Raw genomic sequence first — 18,738 nt, forward strand, 5'->3', positions numbered from 1 at the left:
CCTGTGCTGCATGACTGAGCAGTCCACCCGATCCCCGGCGGCGCCCGCCGACCAGTACGTCCTCACGCTCTCCTGCCCCGACAAGCAGGGCATCGTGCACGCCGTGTCGAGCTACCTCTTCATGACCGGCTGCAACATCGAGGACAGCCAGCAGTTCGGCGACCACGACACGGGTCTGTTCTTCATGCGCGTCCACTTCTCGGCCGAGGCGCCGGTGACCGTGGACAAACTGCGGGCGAGCTTCGCGGCGATCGGCGACTCCTTCCACATGGACTGGCAGATCCACCGGGCCGACGAGAAGATGCGCGTCGTGCTGATGGTCAGCAGGTTCGGCCACTGCCTGAACGACCTGCTCTTCCGCGCCCGTACCGGCGCGCTTCCGGTGGAGATCGCGGCGGTGGTGTCCAACCACACCGACTTCGCCGAGCTGGTGGCCTCCTACGACATTCCCTTCCACCACATCCCGGTGACGAGGGACAACAAGGCCGAGGCCGAGGCCCGGCTCCTGGAGATCGTCCGCGGGGAGAACGTCGAGCTGGTCGTCCTCGCCCGCTACATGCAGGTCCTCTCCGACGACCTCTGCAAGCAGCTCAGCGGGCGGATCATCAACATCCACCACTCCTTCCTGCCGAGCTTCAAGGGCGCCAAGCCGTACCACCAGGCGCACGCGCGGGGCGTGAAGCTGATCGGCGCGACGGCGCACTACGTCACCGCCGACCTCGACGAGGGCCCGATCATCGAGCAGGAGGTCGAGCGGGTGGGCCACGACGTCACCCCGGACCAGCTGGTCGCCGTCGGGCGGGACGTGGAGTGCCAGGCGCTGGCGCGGGCCGTGAAGTGGCACGCCGAGCGGAGGATCCTGCTCAACGGCCGGCGGACGGTCGTGTTCGCCTAGCACCCGTCGCCCGTCGCCCGTCCCTGCGTCCGGCCGGCCGGCTACATCCTGCTCAAGGACGCCGCGGCGAGCAGTACGTCGGTGATCGCCGCGCGGTCGCCCTGCCGGCCCGCCGCGGCCTCCTCCGGCGACACGTGCCCGGCCGCCAGCCGGCAGAACTCGACGTCGTCCAGGGCGACATGGGCCACCTCGTGGTCGGCGGAGCCCACCGCGGCGGGGGAGTCCAGGGGGATGAGCCACTCGCCGCCGCCCAGGCCCTCGATCTCCAGCCGCACGCTGCGGCCGGGCCGTCCGGCGGGCGCCAGGTGCCGGCCGGCGGCCGGTGCGGCGAGCCCCGCGCGACGGCGTTCGGCGAGGACGCCCGGCAGCATGCGGGCGGCCAGGTCGATCATGCCGTGGAGGTGGCGCGGCGCGGGCGGCGCGTAGGGGTAGTCGACCGCCTCCGCGATGTCCTCGGCGTGCACCCAGCACTCGAAGGCCCGGTCGAGCAGCGCGTCCCGCAGCGGCAGCTCGAACCCGCCGTACGGCACCGGCAGCGTGCCGTGGCCGCCGCCCGTGAAGGAGAGCGTGCGGACGACGGCGTGGGTCTGCTCCCGCCACGGTCCCCGCACCGAACGCGTCGGCGGGAAGCGCGAGGCCCCCCAGAACGCCTCCGTCCGCTCGGCGGGCGTCCCCGCCGGCCCGTCCCCGGCCAGCGGGTCGTCGAGGCCCAGGGCGACGGCGACGAGCCCGTCCACCGCCAGCAGGTGCGCGATGACCCCGGCCACGGTCGTCCGGCGGCTCGCCCCGCCCTCGTCGCGGAACCAGCGCAGGCGCACGGGCGCGTGCCACTCGGCGTCCCCGAAGTCCTGGAGCAGGGCGTCCAGGCGCGCGGTCTCGGCGTCGTACGCCGCCGCCCACTCGGGCACCGGGACGCGGGGCGGGCGCCGGTCCAGACAGCCCGCCAGGACGCGGGTGCGCAGGCCGGGGTCCAGGTCGAGGCTCTCGGGGCGCTGGAGCAGGCCGACCGCCTCGCGCAGCCGCCGGGCCTCGTCGGCGCAGGTGCCGCAGGCGCCGAGGTGGTCCTCGACGGCGGCGGTCTCCTCGGCCGAGCAGGCGGCCAGCGCCCACGCGCCCAGCAGCGACGTGAGCACCGGGTGCTCCAGCCGGAGGGGCGCGGGCAAGGGCGTGTCCGCGGGCGTCGTCTTCTCCCCGGCGGTGCGCCGGCCGCCGCCGGGGACCGGGCCGTACGCGCCGGGTCCGTCGCCGTACGGCACGGCGTGCCCCGCGTACGGCCGGAGGTGCTCCGCGTCGCTCACGCCGCACCCCCGTAGCCGGGCGGCGCCCCCGGCGCGGCGGCGTCGTGGGCGGTGGCCAGCAGCTGCAGGCCGAGGCGGAGCCGGCGGCGGGCCTCGTCCTCGGTGACGCCGAGGTCGACGGCGGTCTGGCGGTAGTCGCGGCGCTGGAAGTAGGCCAGTTCGAGGGCGGCGCGCAGGGGGGTCGGCAGGGACTGGACGATGTAGTCGGCGCGGGCGGCGACGGAGGCGCGGCGGACCTTGTCCTCCAGTTCCTCGGCGGTGCCGGGGCCGCCGCGGGCGAGGGCGGCGGTCTCGGTGGCGCGCAGCCGCTGGACGGCGAGGCGGTGGGTCAGGGCGGCCATCCAGGTGCGCAGCGGGCCCTGCCCGGGGTCGTAGGCGTCGGGGTGCTCCCAGATCTGCGCGAAGACCTCGCGGGTGATGCCGTCGGCGGCTCGTTCGTCCCCGAGCACGCGGTGGGCGAGGCCGTGCACGAGCGAAGCGAACCGGTCGTAGAGCTCGCCGAGGGCGGCCGCCTCGCCGCGGGCGAGCCGCTGCTGCATCTTGCGGTCCCAGCGGGGCGGTGCGTCCTTCTCCGCCATACGGCCCCCTCACCGTGCTCGTGCCCGTGTACCAGCGTGCGTCCGCCGTCACCTCGAATGTAGTCGGCACGTCCGATGACGCACGCCCCTTTGTGCCAATGTGCGCCCCCCGCGCGTCGGACGGTGGTATGGGGCACCGGTCACCTGGCGCCGGGGCGGAACGGGACGGCTCCGGCTCGAACCTTCCTGATCGACAAGGATCGAACGGGACTGAATGCGACTGGAACAAGCCTCTTTGCTTAAGTTCCGGTTTTGTGTGCGGTGTTTCGGGGCAACGCCGCTGGGCAGCCGCGCTGCAAGGAAGCGAAGGGACGGCTTCCGTTCACGGCGAGCGAAGGGCGTTGTGGTGGCCTTCAAAGTGACCGGCGGCGAGCGGGGCGAGTGGGCCGTGCTCCGGGTGTCGGGCGAGCTGGACCTGGTGACCTCGCCCGTGTTGCGCCAACGGGTGCACGACGTGGTGGCCGAAGGCCGTCACCGTCTCGTCCTCGACCTCTCCGAGGTGTACTTCTGCGACTCCAGCGGCGTCGGCGTCCTGATCGCCGCCCGCCGCCTCATCCGTTCCTGCCGGGGCCGCCTGCGCCTGATCCTGCCGGCGCGCGGCGTCGTGGAGGACTCCCACGTCAACCGGGTCCTGGGCGCGCTGGGCGTGCGCCGGCTCTTCGACGTGTACGGCGACGTCGAGGAGGCCGTGGACGACGGGACGGAGCCCCTGTCGGCGTGACCGGGGCGGCGGCCGGGAGCGTCGTCCGGAGCGAGCGGCACCCGGCGGGCGGCACCGCTGTGAGCTCCCCCGTCGCCGCCCGCCGCGTCCGGCAGTGGATCACATCACGGCCCGGCCACACGCCTGTCCCGAAATTCCCCCGGTCTTGGCACAACGGCCGTCTTCCCGCTGCCGGAGCGTCGCCGGCGTCGTACGCTCCCTGCCGGAAGCACCCCGACGCGACGACGTAAGGCGGACTCAGAGACATGGTCAGCAGCGAGTACGAGCGCAGGATCGCCGGCCGGTTCGCCACCTTCGACCAGGACGGCAACGGCTACATCGACCGTGAGGACTTCGGCGCCGCGGCCAAGGCGCTGCTCGCCGAGTTCGGTACGCCGGCCCGGTCGGACAAGGGGCAGGCCCTGTACGCCGGCGCCGAGGCCTTCTGGCAGGGCATGGCCGGGATCGCGGACCGGGACGGCGACCAGCGCATCACCCGGGACGAGTTCGTCCACGGCGCCGTCAAGCGGCTGCGGGACAACCCGGAACGGTTCGCCGAGATCGCCCGCCCCTTCCTGCACGCCGCGCTGGACGTCGCCGACGCCGACGGGGACGGCCGCGCGACGATCGAGGACACCGTCCGCGTCCTCAAGGCCCTCGGCGCGAACGAGGAGACCGCGCGGGCGGCCGCGGCGGCGCTCGACACGGACGCGGACGGCAAGGTGGGGGAGGCGGAGGTCGTGCCGGCGTTCGCCCGCTACTTCACCGTGCCGGAGTAGCCCGCCCACTCGCCCACTCGCCCGCGCACCCGGCTCGGCCGGCCCGGGGGCCGCCCGCCTCGGGGCCCCTCCCCGCCGAACACCCTTCCCCTGGGCGGTACTTGGACGCTCCCGACGTGCCGTCGACGAGCGGCGCGCTTCACCGCCCCCACCTCCCCCGGACCAAGGAGCCGGTGCCGGCGGGGCGTTCGACCACCGCGCGGACCCGTTCACCGACCGGTCGCCGAAGCGGGCCCGGGTGGGCACCCGTCGCACCGGCGGCGCTACGGAGAGTGACGATCCGATGACGGTGGACCTGTCGACCGGGACCGGACATCGGGGTGCCGGCCTGCGGTGATGGCGGGCCGTCGGGCCCGGTGTCGCGGATCGTGGCATACCGGAATCACGGAGGGTGAAAAACGGTTGTGTCCGGGCCGTGACCCGTCACGGCCCGGAGTCGGGGAGTCGCTCGGGTACCGTCTGTGAGATGCGAGTGGTTCCGAGCGCGAGCCGTGCCGGCGATGCCCCTGGGGCGGTGCCGGTCGCCGTGGTGCACACCCCTGCCGCCAGGGCGGATGCGCGCAGGAGCCCCGTCTGTTCGACTCCCTGGAGTGAGCGTCGCACAGTATGCCGCACGAGTACTCCTTCGCGCTGGAATATGCCCGAAGCGCTTGTTGGGGTGACTGTACGTCAACCAAGCTGTCTCGTAAGGGAATCACGTTCCGTCACCCTGCCTCTGGCCGTTGTTCTGGCCATGCAGAAAATGGCTACGATCGTGGCCCTCGTCGTCATGGTGCTCGCGTGGCTCACGTGGCGCGCGGCCATGTGTCCGCCGGTTCGGATGGTGTGAGCGGTGCAGGTGCTTCAAGTGCAGCTGGAGATCCGGCCCGACCCCGCTGAGGTGGGTCGGGCCCGGAAGTGGGCCCGTTCGCGCCTCGCCGGGTCCGGGATAGGGGCCGACGAGGCGCTCGCCGAGACGCTGGTCCTGCTCGTCTCCGAACTGGTCACCAACGCCGTGGTGCACACCGGCTGTCCCGCCGTGCTGCGGCTCTCCCTGCCGTGCTGCGCGGGTGAGGGGGCCGGGGAGTGCACCGTCCGCCTGGAGGTGGCCGACAGCAGCGACCGCGCGCCCGTCCCCCGGTGTCCGGGCGACGACGCCACGGGCGGCCGGGGCCTGGCCCTCGTCGACGGTCTCGCGGACCGCTGGGGCTGGACCGTCGAGGGCCCCGGCAAGCGGATCTGGTGCGAACTCGACCGCTGCGCGCGGCCGCGCGTGGAGGCGGTGGAGTGCGGGAGCGCGGCGGGCCGCGCGAGCGGGCCCCTTCCCGAGCCGGCGGTGGCGTATCAGGAGCCGACGTACGAGGGGCTCGCGTACGAGGCCGTGTGACGGCGCCCGGGCGAAGGCGGCGGTGCACGGGTGCAGAAAGCCCTGTCGGTCCGTTCCCGTCGGGCGTCGGTGCGCCCGGGCGTGCTTCCGTGCGCGCCCACGATGAGCAGGGTGTAACTGACAAAACGTCGAACGGGTGTTGACGCCGCGTGTCCAGGTGATCACGCTGGTGGTCAGCGAATCGCCGCGAGGGGACGGCGAGGGCTCCGGTGACGGGAGTCCTCGGCGAGTGCGGGTCGCTGATCCGGCGTCGGATCCCCCGGGGTCGAAGAGGACCGGTGGGGATCTCCCCGCTCGAGCACGGCCGGGAGCGGGGTGGGGGTACGCCGAGTCGGATGGTGGCGTGCGGCGCCGTGCTCGGGGCGGACCGCGGCGCGCCACCATCCGGCGTTCCCGCCGCAGCGGAACGGCCGCCGGCACCCGCGGAGTTCGGCCCTGCCGACGGACGGCTGCCGCCACCACCGGAGTTCGGTCCCGTCGGCGAACGGCTGTCGGGGTCGGCGGAGTCCGGTTCCGCCGGTGAACGGCTCGGGTGCCGTCGGCGGTGGGGGCGCGCACCGGCCTTTTTGTCCACAGGCTGTGGACAACTTCTCGGGATTCCCGTCCCGGCCTCGGAGCGTCCGCGTCTCCACCGGGTCGGGCGCGTGCGCGGGCAGCCGTGGGCCACCGGCGGCGGGCGGCGGGTACGCGCGTCCGTCGCCGGGACTGCCGGTGCGCGCCCGGGACCGGTCGAGGGCGTGCGAGGTGACGGCGGTCGCCGACGGCGCCCACCCCTTCGGGACGACCCGGCCCGGAAGGCGGCGGGAGTGCCGGCACCCCGAGGACATCCCGGACTGCCGGGCGGGGCAGAAGAAGTGACGGACCGTCAGCGAAGACGGGAGGGGACCGGCGCGGCGTCCCCGGCCTCGGTCCGGAACGTCCGCCGGTAGGCCGTGGGCGTCACCCCCAGCGCCGCCTGGAGGTGCTGCCGCATCGACTGGGCGGTGCCGAAGCCGGCGTCCCGGGCGACCTGGTCGACGGACAGGCCGGTGGACTCCAGCAGGTGCCGGGCCCGCTCGACGCGCTGCCGGGTGAGCCACTGGCCCGGGCTGACGCCGACCTCCTCGCGGAAGCGGCGGGTGAAGGTGCGCACCGACATGGACTCCCGCGCGGCCATGTCCCGCAGCTGGATCGGCTCGTGCAGCCGGCCCAGCGCCCAGGCCCGCGCCCCCGTCGTGGTGGCCTGCTGCGGATGCGGGACGGGCCGCTCGATGTACTGCGCCTGCCCGCCGTCGCGGTGCGGCGGCACGACCGTGCGGCGGGCGACCTCGTTGGCGACGGCGGTGCCGTGGTCGCGGCGGACCATGTGCAGGCACAGGTCGATGCCGGCGGCGACGCCCGCCGAGGTCAGCACGTCGCCGTCGTCGACGAACAGCACGTCCGGGTCGACGTCGATCCGCGGGAAGAGCCGCTGGAGGCGCGCGGCGTCGGCCCAGTGCGTGGTCGCGGGCCGGCCGTCGAGGAAGCCGGCGGCGGCGAGGACGTAGACGCCGGTGCAGATGGACGCGAGGCGGGTGCCGGGGCGCAGGTGCGCCAGGGCGGCGGCCAGCTCCTCGGTGAGCACGCCCTCCTCGAAGACCGGGCCGAGTTCGTAGGAGGCGGGGACGACCACGGTGTCGGCGGTGGCCAGGGTCTGCGGGCCGTGCTCGACCTGGATGGCGAAGTCGGCGTCCGTCTCGACCGGGCCGGGCGGGCGGACCGAGCAGGTCACGACCTCGTACAGCGGGCGTCCGTCGGGACCCTTGGGGCGGCCGAAGATGCGGTGCGGGATGCCCAGCTCGAACGGGAGCAGTCCGTCGAGGGCCAGGACGACGACGCGGTGCGGGCGCGGGCCGGGGCTCGGTTCCATGGCCCGATCCTAGCGAACAGTGTCCTTCGGGCCACTCGATGGGCGTGTTCCGGTGCCCGAAGCTCTAGGGCGTGAGCCAGACAACCGAAGCCCCAGCAGCCGGCCGGCGGGACGAGCGGCCGACGCGGATCCACCGCGCGTGGTTCGTCGCCGCCGTCACCTTCGTCACGATCATCGGAGCGGCGGCCTTCCGTTCCCTGCCCGGCCTGCTCATCGACCCGCTGCACCAGGAGTTCGGCTGGTCGCGCGGCACGGTCGGCGCGGCCGTCTCCGTCAACCTCGCGCTGTACGGGCTCACCGCGCCGTTCGCGGCCGCGCTGATGGACCGCTTCGGCATCCGCCGGGTCGTGGCCGTCGCGCTGACCGTGATCGCCGTCGGCTCGGGGCTGACGGTGTGGATGACGGCGGCCTGGCAGCTGCTGCTGTACTGGGGCCTGCTGGTCGGCCTGGGCTCGGGTTCCATGGCGCTGGCCTTCGCGGCGACGGTCACCAACCGCTGGTTCACCGAGCGCCGGGGTCTGGTCAGCGGCATCCTCACCGCGGCCTCCGCCTCCGGCCAGCTGATCTTCCTGCCGCTGCTGTCCTGGACGGTCACCCGGTACGACTGGCGCCCCGCGGCCGTGACGGTCGCCCTCGCCGCCCTCACGGTCGTCCCCTTCGTCTGGCTGCTGCTGCGCGACCACCCGGCCGACGTGGGGATGAAGCCGTACGGCGCGCGGGAGTTCGTCCCCAAGCCGCCCCCGGTCACGGGGGCCGCGCGCCGGACGGTCACGGTCCTGCTCTCCGCCCTGCGCACGGGCCCCTTCTGGCTGCTCGCCGGCACCTTCGCGATCTGCGGCGCGTCCACGAACGGCCTGGTCCAGACCCACTTCGTGCCCGCCGCCCACGACCACGGCATGCCCGTCACGGCGGCGGCCTCGCTGCTCGCGGTGATCGGCGTGTTCGATGTCGTCGGCACGATCGCCTCCGGCTGGTTCACCGACCGTTTCGCGCCGCGCCGGCTGCTGGCGGTGTACTACGCGCTGCGGGGGGTCTCGCTCCTCTTCCTGCCGATGCTGCTGGGCCCCTCGGTCCACCCCCCGATGATCTTCTTCATCGTCTTCTACGGCCTCGACTGGGTCGCCACCGTGCCGCCCACCCTCGCCCTGTGCCGGGAGCAGTACGGCGACGACAGCGCCATCGTCTTCGGCTGGGTCCTCGCCGCCCACCAGGTCGGCGCGGCCCTGGTCGCCTTCCTCGGCGGCCTCGCCCGGGACGTCTTCGGCTCCTACGACGTGGTCTGGTACGCGTCCGGGGCGCTGTGCGCGGCGGCGGCGCTGATGGCGCTGGTGATCAGGCGGCGGCCGACGGCACCGGTCCCGGCGCCGGCGATCGCCTAGGACAGGCCCCGGAGCGGGACCGAGGCCCCCGGGGCGGGCCCGGAGGCGAACCGGCCCGGCGGGCCGCGGTCCCGCCGGCGCTTCCTTCCGGCGCCGCACGGAGGCCCGGGACGACGCGCCGGCCGCCACCGGCGCGCGTGCCGCGAGCGGGGGCGTCAGGCGAGCCGGCGGCGCACGGCCTTCGCGATCCGCTCCGCGTCGCGCGCGACCTCCCGCAGCGTGCCGCTGATCGGCGTGGTGAAGCCGGTGAAGTACAGGCCGGGCGCGTCCTTCGGGGCGCGGGCGCCGTGGCCGAGCGGGAGACCGCGGTCGTCGAGGACGCCGAGGTGACCGACCAGGCCCTCCAGGGCGCGCACGTATCCGGTGGCGGCGACGACGGCGTCGGGCGAGATCCGGGTGCCGTCGGCGAGCAGGACCTCGCCGTCCTCGAAGCCCTCCACGGCGGCCACGATCTCGACCTTCCCCTTGCGCACGGCGTCGATCAGACCGACGTCCTGCACGGGGATCGCCCCCTGCCGGACCCGGGTGTACAGGCCGGTGTCGGGGCGCGGCAGGCCGTGCGCCGTCAGGTCGGGCACGCTGACCCCGGCCATCACCCGGCTGAGCCGGTCGACGAGGCCGACCGGCAGCCGGCGCACGAGGATGCCGCTGTACTGGGCGGCCCAGCCGGCGGTCGACCGGCGCACGATGTGCGGGACGGTCCGCACGGCCAGCCGCACCCGCCCGGCCCCGCTCTCCACCAGGTCGACGGCGATCTCCGCGCCCGTGTTGCCGACGCCGACGACCAGGACGTCCCGGCCGGCGTAGGGCGTGCCGTCGCGGTAGGCGCAGGCGTGCGTGAGGTCACCGGACCAGGCCGTGCGGCCCGGCCAGTCCGGCAGGTGCGGGGTGTGGTTGTAGCCGGTGGCGACCACGACCGCCGAGCCGGTCAGCTCGCGCCCGCCGGAGGCGTGCAGCAGCCAGCCGGTGCCGTCGGGGGTGCGGTCGACGCGGGAGACCTCCACGCCGGTGACGAGCTCCAGCTCGTGGTGCTCGGCGTACTTCTCCAGGTACCGCACCACGTCGTCCCGGGCGGGCCACCGTCCGAACCGGCGCGGCATCGCGAGCCCGGGCAGGGCCGACAGGCGCCGGGTGGTGTGCAGGTGCAGCCGGTCGTAGTGGCGCCGCCAGGACGCGCCGACCGTGTCGGCCCGCTCCACCACGACGGCACGTATCCCCCGGGCCTTCAGCGCGTACGCGGCGGCGAGCCCGGCCGGGCCGCCGCCGATGACGTAGACCGGCCGGTCGGCCGGGTTCGCGGTGGTGATCGCGGACGGGTGCGCGGACGGTGTGGAGTCGACCATGTGCGCGAGCGTAATCACGCACCGAGTTGATGGGTCTCGGTCAAGACCGGAATTGGTTGCGGATTGATCACGCTTGGGGGGATGCCGGCTGCGCCGGTGACGTTCCGCACCGGATGCGGCGGGACCGCGACGCCGGGTCCAGGTGCGCTGGAGCCCGGCGTCGCGGGGACGGCGTCGGATTTCATGACGGGAAACGGACGCCGTGATCGGGGGCCCGCCGTCGGGGACGGACGGACCGGGGGCCCGCCGCCGGGGCGGGCGGGCCGGGCTGGTGACCGGGCCGGGGGCTACTTCCCGGACGTGCCCCTGGCCTTGTGGCCCGTCACCTTCGCGATCCACTGGATGAAGTCGCCCGGGTCGGTGTTGGCGCCGTGGCCCTGGTCCCAGTAGTAGAGGTGGCTGACGTCGTCGCCCAGGGCGTGCGCGGCGGCGGCGAGGTTGGCCGACACCGTGTGCGAGGTGTCGGAGTCCTTGGCGCCGAGCCGGATCCACCAGTGCTTGGCGCGGTGCGGGTTGGCCTTCTCGACCAGGAAGTACATCGGGTTCATCAGCCGCAGCAGCTCGGGGATGTCGCTGTCCGGCCGCTTGCCGGTGAGCCCCGTCGTGTCGTTCTTCTGGCCGTACGCCGTGAAGTGGCGGGCGAGGGTCGTGCCCTTGCCGAACTCGTTGTTCTCGCCGGTCGACAGGTCGAACGCGTCGAACGCGGGGGCGGTCTTCTTGCGGGCGCCGACATGGGTCAGGAAGTCGGCCCAGGAGAAGGTCGCCTTGCCGTTCTTCCAGGTGATGGCGGTGTGCGCGGCGAGGTAGGTCGCGCGCTCGGAGTCCGACAGGGCGGCGAGGTAGGCGGTGGCCGACGGCTCCAGGTACTGCTCGAGCAGGTACGCGTCGTAGTTGCGGGCGGTGAGCGTGCCGAAGCCGCCCAGGCCCTTGAGCTTCAGGCCGGCCTGGTACTCGGCGAACTGCGCCCGGAGTTCCTTCGACACCGTCTGGTCGACCTTCGCGCCCGAACCGGTGGCGTTGGAGCCCCAGTTCCACTCGTAGGCGCCGTCGGCGTGCTCCAGGTCCGTGATCGGGCACCAGGCGCCGGTCGCGAAGATCGCGTCACTGGCGTCGGCCGCGCCGATCTCCTCGAGGTACGCGTCGTAGAGCGGGCTGTCGCCGGAGGCGCCGAGCAGCGCGGAGACGGCGCCGCCCGCGCTGGTGCCCGCGGACACGATGCGGTCGGTGTCGCCGGGGATGCGGCCCTTGTTGGCCCGCACGTACCGCACGGCGGCCTTGAGGTCGACGATCACGGCGGGGGCCACGCCGTAGTACTCGCCGGCGGAGTTCTTCAGGGTGCGGCCGCGGGCGCCGGGCTCGACGACGACGTACCCGGCGGCCAGGGCCAGGAGCTGGTTCGTGTTCAGGGCGCCGCCGTTGCCGTTGGTGTTGCCGTTGGCGCCCGGGGCGCCCGGGGCCGCCGAAGCGCCGGGCGCGGGGCTCGCGGAGGCCGAGGCGCCACCGGCGCCGCCCGTGGGAGCGCCGGACGCGCCGATCCCGGTGGCGTCCGCCACCGAGGACGGCATGTACCCGCCGACGGAGTTCGCGAGGAGGATCGGCGCGTCGCTCGCGTCGACCTCCTCGCCGTCGATCCTGACCGGGACGCTGACGTTGAGGCTCTGGTACTTCTCGTCCACCGGCTTGGCGACGTAGGTGATCGCCTTCCAGAAGTGGTACGTCACGGAGTGCTCGGTGCCGTCCGGGTCCGTGACCGTGGTCGTCAGCTCGGTGTAGGCGTCCGGGTCGAAGGCCAGGGAGCCGGCGGAGTCCCGCGACGAGGACGAGGACGCGGTCCCGCCCGCCGCCTGGGCGCTGAGGGCGATGCCGCCCACCGCCGCGACGCCTGCGGTGGCCCCGATGCCGATGACGACCGACCTGCGCTTGACTGCCCTGTGCTTCACGGTTCGACTCCTCGCTGCTTCCGGCTTGCCCGAGTGAACGTAGCCAGGTTGGCGACAAAATTGCCAACAATCCGCGGTCATTCACGGGGGATGCACAGCTTCGCGGCGGACCCACAGCCGTCTCTCATCCGGGACGGCCGGGGCGGGGGAGGTGTTCAATGACCGGATGACCGGCATCGGAGAGTCGCCCGCCCTCCCGTCCGCCCCTGTGCTCCAGGGCCACGGCCTGTGCCTGCGCCCCTGGGACCCCGGCTCCGCCACCGACGTGGACGCGTGGCGGCGCGGGCACACGGACCCCGAGTTCCTGCGCTGGAACACCCCGCTGCGGACCATCACGGACACCGCCGACGCACAGGAGTCGCTGCGGGCGAAGACCGCGGACATGGCGGACGGGAAGTCCCTGACCCTCTGCGTCACGGACGCCGGCGACGGGACGGTCCTCGGGCAGATCGGCCTGAACGCCGTCGACCGCCTGATGAGCTCCGGCAACGTCGGCTACTGGGTCCTCCCCGAGGCCCGCGGCCGCCAGGTGGCCACCCGCGCCCTGCTCCTCACGACCCGCTGGACCTACGACGAACTCGGCCTGCACCGCCTCGAACTGGGCCACGCCCTCGGCCACGAGGCGTCCTGCCGCACCGCCGAGCGGTGCGGCTTCCGGTACGAGGGGACGCTGCGCGGGGCGATGTGGGAGGCGGGCCGCAAGGACGCCTTCCGGGACGTCCACCGGCACGGACGCCTCGCGACGGACCCCGAGCCGGCCTTCGGAGGGCCGCGGTGAGCGCCGCCGACTGGCGTCTCACGCACGACCTGGACGCCTTCCTGGCCCGCGCCGGCGCGTTCCTCGCCTCCGAGCCCGCCCTGCACACCGTCCCCCTGACGGTGACGGACGCCCTGCGCCGCCGGGGCCCGCACGCGTTCGGCCCGGGCGACCCGCTCTTCGGCACGCTGGAACGGGACGGCGCCGTCCGCGCGGTGTTCTTCCGCACGCCCCCGCACTGGATCAACGTCACCCCCCTCACCGCCGAGGACTCCGACGCCCTCGCCGCCCGGCTGGCCGCCGACGGACACACCCTCCCCGGCGTGGCCGCCGCCCGCGACACGGCGGCCGCCTTCGCGGCGGCCTGGCACCGGCACACGGGCGCGGACGTCCGCCTCCGGCAGGAGCAACGCCTCTACCGGCTCGCCGGGTTGACGGTCCCCGAGCCGGTTCCGGCGGGCCGCCCGAGGATCGCCGCCGCGTCCGACCGGGACCGGCTGGTCGCGTGGTTCGAGGAGTTCTACGCGGCCCTCGGCGAAGGCCACGCCCAGGACAGCGGAGCCTGGGCCGACTCCCGCCTCGCCCACGGCGGGGTCACCTTCTGGGAGACCCCCGACGGCACCCCCGTCTCCATGGCCGGCGTGACCCCGGTGGTGGCCGGCCAGGTGCGGGTGGCCCCCGTCCACACGCCGGCCGGACTGCGCGGCCGGGGCTACGCGGGCGCGGTGACGGCCGAGGTCAGCCGGGTCGCCCGGGAGGCCGGCGCCGCGGAGGTGCTCCTCTTCACCGACCTGGCCAACCCGACGAGCAACGGGCTGTACCAGCGCATCGGCTACCGGCCGGTCGCGGACTTCGCGGTCCACGCCTTCCACGGGTAGCCGCCCACGGGCCCGCCGGCCGCCCCGCGCGCGGGGGTTCGGCGCACGGGGTCTCAGCGCGCGGCGAACTGGACCCGGGTCGTCTGCACGGCCTCCGGCCGCAGCGCGATCCCCTCGACGGTCAGCCGTTCCCCGTAGACGTCGGTGAGCCGGATCGCGCCCCCGCACCCGGTGCCCTGCTCGGAGAGGAAGTAGTTGTACTCGGTGCGGGTCAGCGCGGTCCACCCGCCGTCCGTCCGGACCTCGAGCCGCGCCAGCGGATTGCGGTGGCCGAGCGCCTGGATGCCGCACCAGTAGCGGCTGGAGCCCGTCTTGTAGCGGATGGCGACGGTGCCGGACGTGCTCGGGCTGAGCAGGCTCCACGTGATCGCGATCCGGCCGGCCGAGAGGTCGGCGAGCTCGGCGAAGGCCTGCCTGCTGAGGTCGAGCTGGCCGGGGGCGCAGGGCGCGGGGCACTCGTTGGTGATCCGGACCGTGACGGACGCGCCGCCGGCCGCGCGGACCAGGACGTACGCCCCGCACGCCGCGGACGTCTCGTAGTCGGCGGTGTTCATCGCCGCGGTCATGACGTCGTCGGTGGGTCCGTAGGAGCAGGCGCCGTCGCCGTCGCCGACGTCGTAGGAGGTGGCGACCCCCTGGTAGGTGACGCCGGGACGGATCCGTCCCGCCAGGGGCGCGGCCGCGGACGGCGTGCGGGGGCGGCTCGCGGGCGTGGGCCGCGCGGAGGGGGTGGCCGCGGCGGCCGACGGGCCGGCCGTGGCCGTCGTGCTCGGGGACGCCGACGGCGTGGCGGTGGGGGACGGCCTCCCGCTCGTCGCCGCCGGAGCCGGCGCCGTCGGGCCGGCGGCCGCGGCTCCCGCGGCGGGCCGGGCCGCGGTGTCCCGGGTGTCACCCCCGCCGTCGGGCCGCGAGGCGATCACCAGGGACACGAGGAGCGCGACGGCCACCACGGCGGTCGCCACGGTGACGGCGACGGGCGCGGTGCGCCGGTCGCGGCGGGAACGGCGGGAACGGCGGTGCGAGGGGGAGGCCACGGCTGAGTCCTTCACGCGGGTCCGGGAGACACGTCGTCAGCTGGTCGCCGCCGCCCCGGGAAAGGTTGCCGCCGGCCGGTCACGGGGGCGGACCCGCCCCCGTGCCGCTCAGGGCCACAGCAGTTCCGTGACCCAGCCCCCGTCCTCCCGCCGGTACCTGAGCCGCACGTGCCGCCGCCGTTCCTCCCCCTGGAAGAACTCCACCGCCTCCGCCCGCAGCCGGTACAGCGTCCACGTCGGCGCCTCGGCGGACGGGTCCTGCCGGGCCCGCTCCCAGGCGGCCTCGGACGCGGCCGCCAGCTCCGCCGTCGAACCCAGGACCTCGCTCTGCCGCCCGGTCAGCGCGGCCGCCAGCGCCCCCGTCGACCGGACCCGCAGGTCGGTCCGGGCCTCCTCGGGCGGCGCGACGGCGACCGGGCCGCGCACGCGGACCTGGCGGCCCAGCACCGGCCAGTAGAAGGTGAGGGCCGCGTAGGGCCGGGCGGCGAGGGAGCGGCCCTTGCGGCTCGTCGCGTGGGTCGCGAACGCCCAGCCCCGGTCGTCGGCGCCGTGCAGCATCACGACGCGGGCGTCCGGCAGGCCCTCCTCGTCCACCGTGGCCAGCGTCATCGTGTGCGGTTCGCGTTCACCCGCCGCCGCGGCCTGAGCGAACCAGGCCGTGAACAGCTCCAGCGGTTCGGCGGGCGCCGCGTCCGGGTCGAAGGGCGGCAGCTCGGTCACCTCCGGGTCCCACACCCGCAGCGACCGCAGCACTTCGTGAAGGTCCGTTCCCATGGTCCGAGTATCGGCGGTCGGGTCAGGGCCCGGTACTCGTCCGGAGGGTCCACCGGACCGGGCCGCTCGCCCGTCAGGTACGCGACGTGTTCCTCCTCGCTCCACTCGCTCCACGTCATGCCCGCGCCCCTGGCGACGAGGCGCCCGCCGCCGGTCCTAGAACGCCTGCTGGACCAGCAGGAACGCGCCGATGCCGAGCATCGCCGCGCCGGAGGTGCGGGTCACCGCGCGGGCGGCCGCCGGGCGGGCGCCCAGCAGGGAGCGGGCCAGCACGCCCACCGCCAGGTAGACGGCGGCGCAGCACGCCATGTGCAGCAGGCCCAGAGCGGCCGTCTGCGCGGGGACCGGCAGGCGCGCGTCCCGGGTGACGAGGAACTGGGGCAGCACCGAGAGGTAGAGGAGCAGGCCCTTGGGGTTGAGGCCGCTGATCGTGGCCCCGCGCAGGAAGACGCGCCCCCGGCCCTCCTCGACGGTCTCCCCCGCCTCCGGTACGGCGGGCCGCCGCAGCACGCCCCAGCCCAGCCGCACCAGGTACGCCGCCCCCGCCGCCGTCAGCGCGGTGAGCAGCGCGGGCGATCCGGCGACCAGCACGGCGAGACCGGCCGCCGCCAGCGCCGTGTGCAGCGCGTAGCCGCTCACCAGCCCGGCCACCGCGGCGCCCACCGAGCGGCCGCGGAGCCCGGCGGCGATCACGTACGCCCAGTCGGCGCCCGGGACGCAGACCAGCAGCAGGTCCACCGCGAGGAAGGAGATCAGGGTTCCCGTGTCCATGAGGGGGACATTAGGCGCGATGCGGCCGAAAGTGTTCCCGATGTTTTCGCGGAAGCCGCCTTTGCGGGGGAAGATCTTCCCCATGGACGACGTGGACCGGAAAATCCTTGCCGAGCTCCAGCAGGACGGGCGGCTGACCGTGACCGAGCTGGCCGCGCGGGTGCGGCTGAGCGTCTCGCCCTGCCACCGGCGGCTGCGGGAGCTGGAGCGGTCCGGGGCGATCAGCGGTTACCGCGCGGTCGTGGAGCCGGCCGCCGTGGGGCTGACCTTCGAGGCGCTGGTCTTCGTCTCCATGCGGCAGGAGGACCGGGACACGGTGGCCGAGTTCGAGCGGGCCGTCGGCGAGGTGGAGCACGTGCTGGACGCCCAGCGGCTGTTCGGCGAGCCGGACTACCTGCTGCGGGTGGCCACCGCCGACCTCGCGGCCTTCCAGCGCCTCTACGACGAGCGGCTGGCGACCCTGCCGGGCGTGCAGCGGCTGACGTCGACGCTGGTCATGAAGCACGTGGTGAAGGACCGGCCGCTGCCGGCGTGAGGCCGCGGGGCCGACCGCCGCCGGTCCGTGGCCGCAGGACGAACGCCCGCACAGCGCGGCAGGCGGTGGCCCGCCCGGGGAAACCGGGTGGTCCACCGCCTGCCAGACAGGACGCGCGTGTGTGAGCAAAAAAAGGGGGGGCTGCCGCCGGCTATCTGGTCGGCTTCTTGCCGGTGACGCCCAGGTGGACCAACAGCGCCAGGTTGGGCCTCAGTTCGGCCTGCTTGACGCCCTGGAGGCCCTTCTGGTGCGAGGCGACCGCCGCGAGCATCGCGACCAGGGCGCCCGCGACCGCGGCCGGGTTCACGTCCTTGTCGACGCGGCCCTTGCCCTGCAAGCCGGCGACGGCGTCCGCGAGGGAGGCGTTCACCGAGTTGAGGATCTTCAGACGGAGCTTGGCGAAGCGCTTGTCGCCCTCGGCCGCGCCGAGGTCGACGACGCGGAGGATCGCGTCGTTCTTCTTCCAGAATTCCAGGAACCCGTCGACGAGTTCCTGTGCCGTCTGCCAGCCGGCCTTGCCGACCCACGAGCGACCCTCGAGCAGCTCGGTCAACCCGGCGCCCTCGGCGGCCAGTTGCTCGGCGATCTCCAGGACGGCGCCCTCGACGTCCGGGAAGTACTGGTAGAAGGTCGCGGGCGAAGTGCCCGCCTTCCGGGCCACGTCGATGACCTTGACATCCCGGTACGGAGAGGAGCTGAGCATCTCACTGAGACAGTCGAGCAGCTTCTGCCGCGTCGCCTGCCCGCGTCGACCGGCCACGCGGCCGTCGACGGTACGCACTTGTCCTGTCATGTCGTCAGCTTACCGAGGGGTGATGGGAGCGCGATTCGGCCGACTGCAAATGGGGTGCGAGCGGATGGAGAGGCGGGTGTGCCTGGTCTGCGGCCTGCGCGCACCGCCGTTAGGTTGGCTGCATGGCCGAAAACAGGGCATCGGTGCACACGGACGGATACCCCGAGGGCGTCCCCTGCTGGGTGGACGCGCAGCTCCCCGACGCGGACGCGGGCGAGCGGTTCTACGGCGAGCTCTTCGGGTGGACGTTCCGGGCGGCCCCCGGCGCCTCCGTGTGGGCCCTCCTGGACGGCGAACCGGTCGCCGCGCTCGCGCCCAAGACGGACGGCCGGATGCCCACCGTCTGGACGGTGTCCTTCGCGACCCCGGACGCGGAGGCGACCGCCCGCCGGATCCGGGTGGCCGGCGGACAGGTGCTGATCGCCCCGCTGCCGGTGGACGGCCTCGGCGTCGCCGCCCTCGCCACCGATCCCGAGGGCGCCGTCTTCGGACTGTGGCAGGCGGGCGCCCACCCGGGCTTCGCCGTCCGCCACCGGCCCGGCGCCTTCGCCTGGGCGCAGCTCTACGCCCGTGACGTCGCGACCGCCAACACCTTCTACGGCCACCTCTTCCACGACGCCCTGTTCGGCCCCGGCGCCGAGCCCGACTTCGGCCGGGTGCCGGTCACCGACGTCTTCCCCGAGGTCATGCCGCCGCACTTCCTGGTCCACTTCGGGGTCGAGGACTGCGAGGCGGCGCTGGGCGCCGTGAGCCGGCTCGGCGGGCGGGTCCAGGCGGGTCCGTTCACCGCTTCGTACGGGACGGTGGCCGTCGTCACGGACAATCAAGGGGCGTCGTTCGCGGTGCTGGAGCGGTGAGCCGTCTCGGTTGTCTGCATATGAAATGAGACACCCCCATTGTCCCCGGGTTCGCAACCGGTGGTCCGGCCAGGAAGAATCGGGGTGCGTGCCGCCACGGCGGTGCGGTGGTGAGACGCTGCACTTCGGTCGCGTGCACACATGGGTGACGCGGCTCGTACGGGGAGGTGGCA

The 18,738-nt window shown here is 74.4% G+C and carries 18 protein-coding genes; 9 read left to right on the forward strand and 9 right to left on the reverse strand.

Annotated elements, in window-relative coordinates:
• The first annotated feature begins 10 nt into the window (after positions 1-10).
• Complete coding sequence (purU, locus tag ACH4F6_RS12720) at positions 11-895, forward strand: formyltetrahydrofolate deformylase (RefSeq protein WP_397960057.1); 885 nt, start codon at positions 11-13, stop codon at positions 893-895.
• 41 nt (positions 896-936) lie between these two features.
• Here the strand turns inward: purU and ACH4F6_RS12725 are convergent, their stop codons facing one another.
• Positions 937-2,193, reverse strand: a complete 1,257-nt coding sequence (locus ACH4F6_RS12725; RefSeq protein WP_397960059.1) for a maleylpyruvate isomerase N-terminal domain-containing protein — start codon at positions 2,191-2,193, stop codon at positions 937-939.
• Positions 2,190-2,771, reverse strand: coding sequence for a sigma-70 family RNA polymerase sigma factor (locus tag ACH4F6_RS12730; RefSeq protein ID WP_397960061.1), 582 nt, complete (start codon positions 2,769-2,771; stop codon positions 2,190-2,192). Before ACH4F6_RS12730 ends, ACH4F6_RS12725 begins: the two co-directional genes overlap by 4 nt.
• A 346-nt stretch (positions 2,772-3,117) precedes the next feature.
• Here ACH4F6_RS12730 and ACH4F6_RS12735 point away from each other — a divergent pair, with 346 nt between their 5' ends.
• The 3 genes from ACH4F6_RS12735 to ACH4F6_RS12745 all read left to right on the forward strand — a co-directional run bounded on the left by ACH4F6_RS12735 (position 3,118) and on the right by ACH4F6_RS12745 (position 5,616).
• On the forward strand, positions 3,118-3,492 hold the full coding sequence (locus ACH4F6_RS12735) for an STAS domain-containing protein (RefSeq protein ID WP_397960063.1): 375 nt from the start codon (positions 3,118-3,120) through the stop codon (positions 3,490-3,492).
• Between the two features lie 245 nt (positions 3,493-3,737).
• Complete coding sequence (locus ACH4F6_RS12740; RefSeq protein WP_397960065.1) at positions 3,738-4,250, forward strand: EF-hand domain-containing protein; 513 nt, start codon at positions 3,738-3,740, stop codon at positions 4,248-4,250.
• A gap of 847 nt (positions 4,251-5,097) precedes the next feature.
• Positions 5,098-5,616: an ATP-binding protein gene (locus ACH4F6_RS12745; protein ID WP_397960343.1), complete on the forward strand. Its 519-nt coding sequence runs from the start codon at positions 5,098-5,100 to the stop codon at positions 5,614-5,616.
• Positions 5,617-6,481: 865 nt separating this feature from the next.
• On the opposite strand, the gene ACH4F6_RS12750 is transcribed toward ACH4F6_RS12745, so the two are convergent.
• Positions 6,482-7,504 carry a GlxA family transcriptional regulator gene (locus ACH4F6_RS12750; RefSeq protein ID WP_397960067.1) on the reverse strand — a complete coding sequence of 341 codons (1,023 nt, stop codon included), beginning with the start codon at positions 7,502-7,504 and terminating at the stop codon, positions 6,482-6,484.
• Between the two features lie 71 nt (positions 7,505-7,575).
• Between ACH4F6_RS12750 and ACH4F6_RS12755 the strand changes: the two genes are divergently transcribed.
• Entirely contained in the window at positions 7,576-8,883 is a 1,308-nt protein-coding gene (locus tag ACH4F6_RS12755) for an MFS transporter (protein ID WP_397960069.1), read from the forward strand.
• A gap of 155 nt (positions 8,884-9,038) precedes the next feature.
• Here the strand turns inward: ACH4F6_RS12755 and ACH4F6_RS12760 are convergent, their stop codons facing one another.
• Positions 9,039-10,226, reverse strand: a complete 1,188-nt coding sequence (locus ACH4F6_RS12760) for a flavin-containing monooxygenase (protein WP_397960071.1) — start codon at positions 10,224-10,226, stop codon at positions 9,039-9,041.
• A gap of 287 nt (positions 10,227-10,513) precedes the next feature.
• Complete coding sequence (locus ACH4F6_RS12765) at positions 10,514-12,247, reverse strand: subtype B tannase (protein ID WP_397960073.1); 1,734 nt, start codon at positions 12,245-12,247, stop codon at positions 10,514-10,516.
• An 85-nt stretch (positions 12,248-12,332) separates the two neighbouring features.
• Here ACH4F6_RS12765 and ACH4F6_RS12770 point away from each other — a divergent pair, with 85 nt between their 5' ends.
• Positions 12,333-12,944 carry a GNAT family N-acetyltransferase gene (locus ACH4F6_RS12770; RefSeq protein ID WP_397960075.1) on the forward strand — a complete coding sequence of 204 codons (612 nt, stop codon included), beginning with the start codon at positions 12,333-12,335 and terminating at the stop codon, positions 12,942-12,944.
• Entirely contained in the window at positions 12,941-13,801 is an 861-nt protein-coding gene (locus tag ACH4F6_RS12775; protein WP_397960077.1) for a GNAT family N-acetyltransferase, read from the forward strand. The genes ACH4F6_RS12770 and ACH4F6_RS12775 overlap by 4 nt, the downstream gene beginning before the upstream one ends.
• A gap of 53 nt (positions 13,802-13,854) precedes the next feature.
• Here ACH4F6_RS12775 and ACH4F6_RS12780 read toward each other — a convergent pair whose 3' ends face one another.
• The 3 genes from ACH4F6_RS12780 to ACH4F6_RS12790 all read right to left on the reverse strand — a co-directional run bounded on the left by ACH4F6_RS12780 (position 13,855) and on the right by ACH4F6_RS12790 (position 16,380).
• Positions 13,855-14,835 carry an expansin EXLX1 family cellulose-binding protein gene (locus ACH4F6_RS12780; RefSeq protein ID WP_397960079.1) on the reverse strand — a complete coding sequence of 327 codons (981 nt, stop codon included), beginning with the start codon at positions 14,833-14,835 and terminating at the stop codon, positions 13,855-13,857.
• A gap of 108 nt (positions 14,836-14,943) precedes the next feature.
• Positions 14,944-15,609, reverse strand: coding sequence for a pyridoxal 5'-phosphate synthase (locus ACH4F6_RS12785; protein WP_397960081.1), 666 nt, complete (start codon positions 15,607-15,609; stop codon positions 14,944-14,946).
• Between the two features lie 156 nt (positions 15,610-15,765).
• Positions 15,766-16,380 (reverse strand): LysE family translocator, encoded by a 615-nt coding sequence (locus ACH4F6_RS12790; protein WP_397960083.1) that lies wholly within the window; start codon positions 16,378-16,380, stop codon positions 15,766-15,768.
• An 82-nt stretch (positions 16,381-16,462) separates the two neighbouring features.
• Here ACH4F6_RS12790 and ACH4F6_RS12795 point away from each other — a divergent pair, with 82 nt between their 5' ends.
• Entirely contained in the window at positions 16,463-16,915 is a 453-nt protein-coding gene (locus ACH4F6_RS12795) for an Lrp/AsnC family transcriptional regulator (RefSeq protein WP_390660360.1), read from the forward strand.
• Positions 16,916-17,066: 151 nt separating this feature from the next.
• On the opposite strand, the gene ACH4F6_RS12800 is transcribed toward ACH4F6_RS12795, so the two are convergent.
• Positions 17,067-17,696, reverse strand: coding sequence for a TetR family transcriptional regulator (locus tag ACH4F6_RS12800; RefSeq protein ID WP_397960344.1), 630 nt, complete (start codon positions 17,694-17,696; stop codon positions 17,067-17,069).
• Between the two features lie 134 nt (positions 17,697-17,830).
• On the opposite strand from ACH4F6_RS12800, the gene ACH4F6_RS12805 reads away from it, so the two are divergent.
• A complete protein-coding gene (locus ACH4F6_RS12805) occupies positions 17,831-18,565 on the forward strand; it encodes a VOC family protein (RefSeq protein ID WP_397960086.1) in 735 nt (244 codons plus the stop codon).
• The last annotated feature ends 173 nt before the right edge of the window (positions 18,566-18,738 follow it).

It is taken from the genome of Streptomyces sp. NPDC017936, assembly GCF_044328485.1.
GTDB lineage: Bacteria > Actinomycetota > Actinomycetes > Streptomycetales > Streptomycetaceae > Streptomyces.

Coding starts and splice junctions, on each gene's coding strand:
- purU (WP_397960057.1), top strand. CDS start 11: ATGACTGAGCAGTCCACCCGATCCCCGGCGGCGCCCGCCGACCAGTAC.
- ACH4F6_RS12730 (WP_397960061.1), bottom strand. CDS start 2,771: ATGGCGGAGAAGGACGCACCGCCCCGCTGGGACCGCAAGATGCAGCAG.
- ACH4F6_RS12740 (WP_397960065.1), top strand. CDS start 3,738: ATGGTCAGCAGCGAGTACGAGCGCAGGATCGCCGGCCGGTTCGCCACC.
- ACH4F6_RS12750 (WP_397960067.1), bottom strand. CDS start 7,504: ATGGAACCGAGCCCCGGCCCGCGCCCGCACCGCGTCGTCGTCCTGGCC.
- ACH4F6_RS12760 (WP_397960071.1), bottom strand. CDS start 10,226: ATGGTCGACTCCACACCGTCCGCGCACCCGTCCGCGATCACCACCGCG.
- ACH4F6_RS12765 (WP_397960073.1), bottom strand. CDS start 12,247: ATGACCGCGGATTGTTGGCAATTTTGTCGCCAACCTGGCTACGTTCAC.
- ACH4F6_RS12770 (WP_397960075.1), top strand. CDS start 12,333: ATGACCGGCATCGGAGAGTCGCCCGCCCTCCCGTCCGCCCCTGTGCTC.
- ACH4F6_RS12785 (WP_397960081.1), bottom strand. CDS start 15,609: ATGGGAACGGACCTTCACGAAGTGCTGCGGTCGCTGCGGGTGTGGGAC.
- ACH4F6_RS12790 (WP_397960083.1), bottom strand. CDS start 16,380: ATGGACACGGGAACCCTGATCTCCTTCCTCGCGGTGGACCTGCTGCTG.
- ACH4F6_RS12795 (WP_390660360.1), top strand. CDS start 16,463: ATGGACGACGTGGACCGGAAAATCCTTGCCGAGCTCCAGCAGGACGGG.
- ACH4F6_RS12805 (WP_397960086.1), top strand. CDS start 17,831: ATGGCCGAAAACAGGGCATCGGTGCACACGGACGGATACCCCGAGGGC.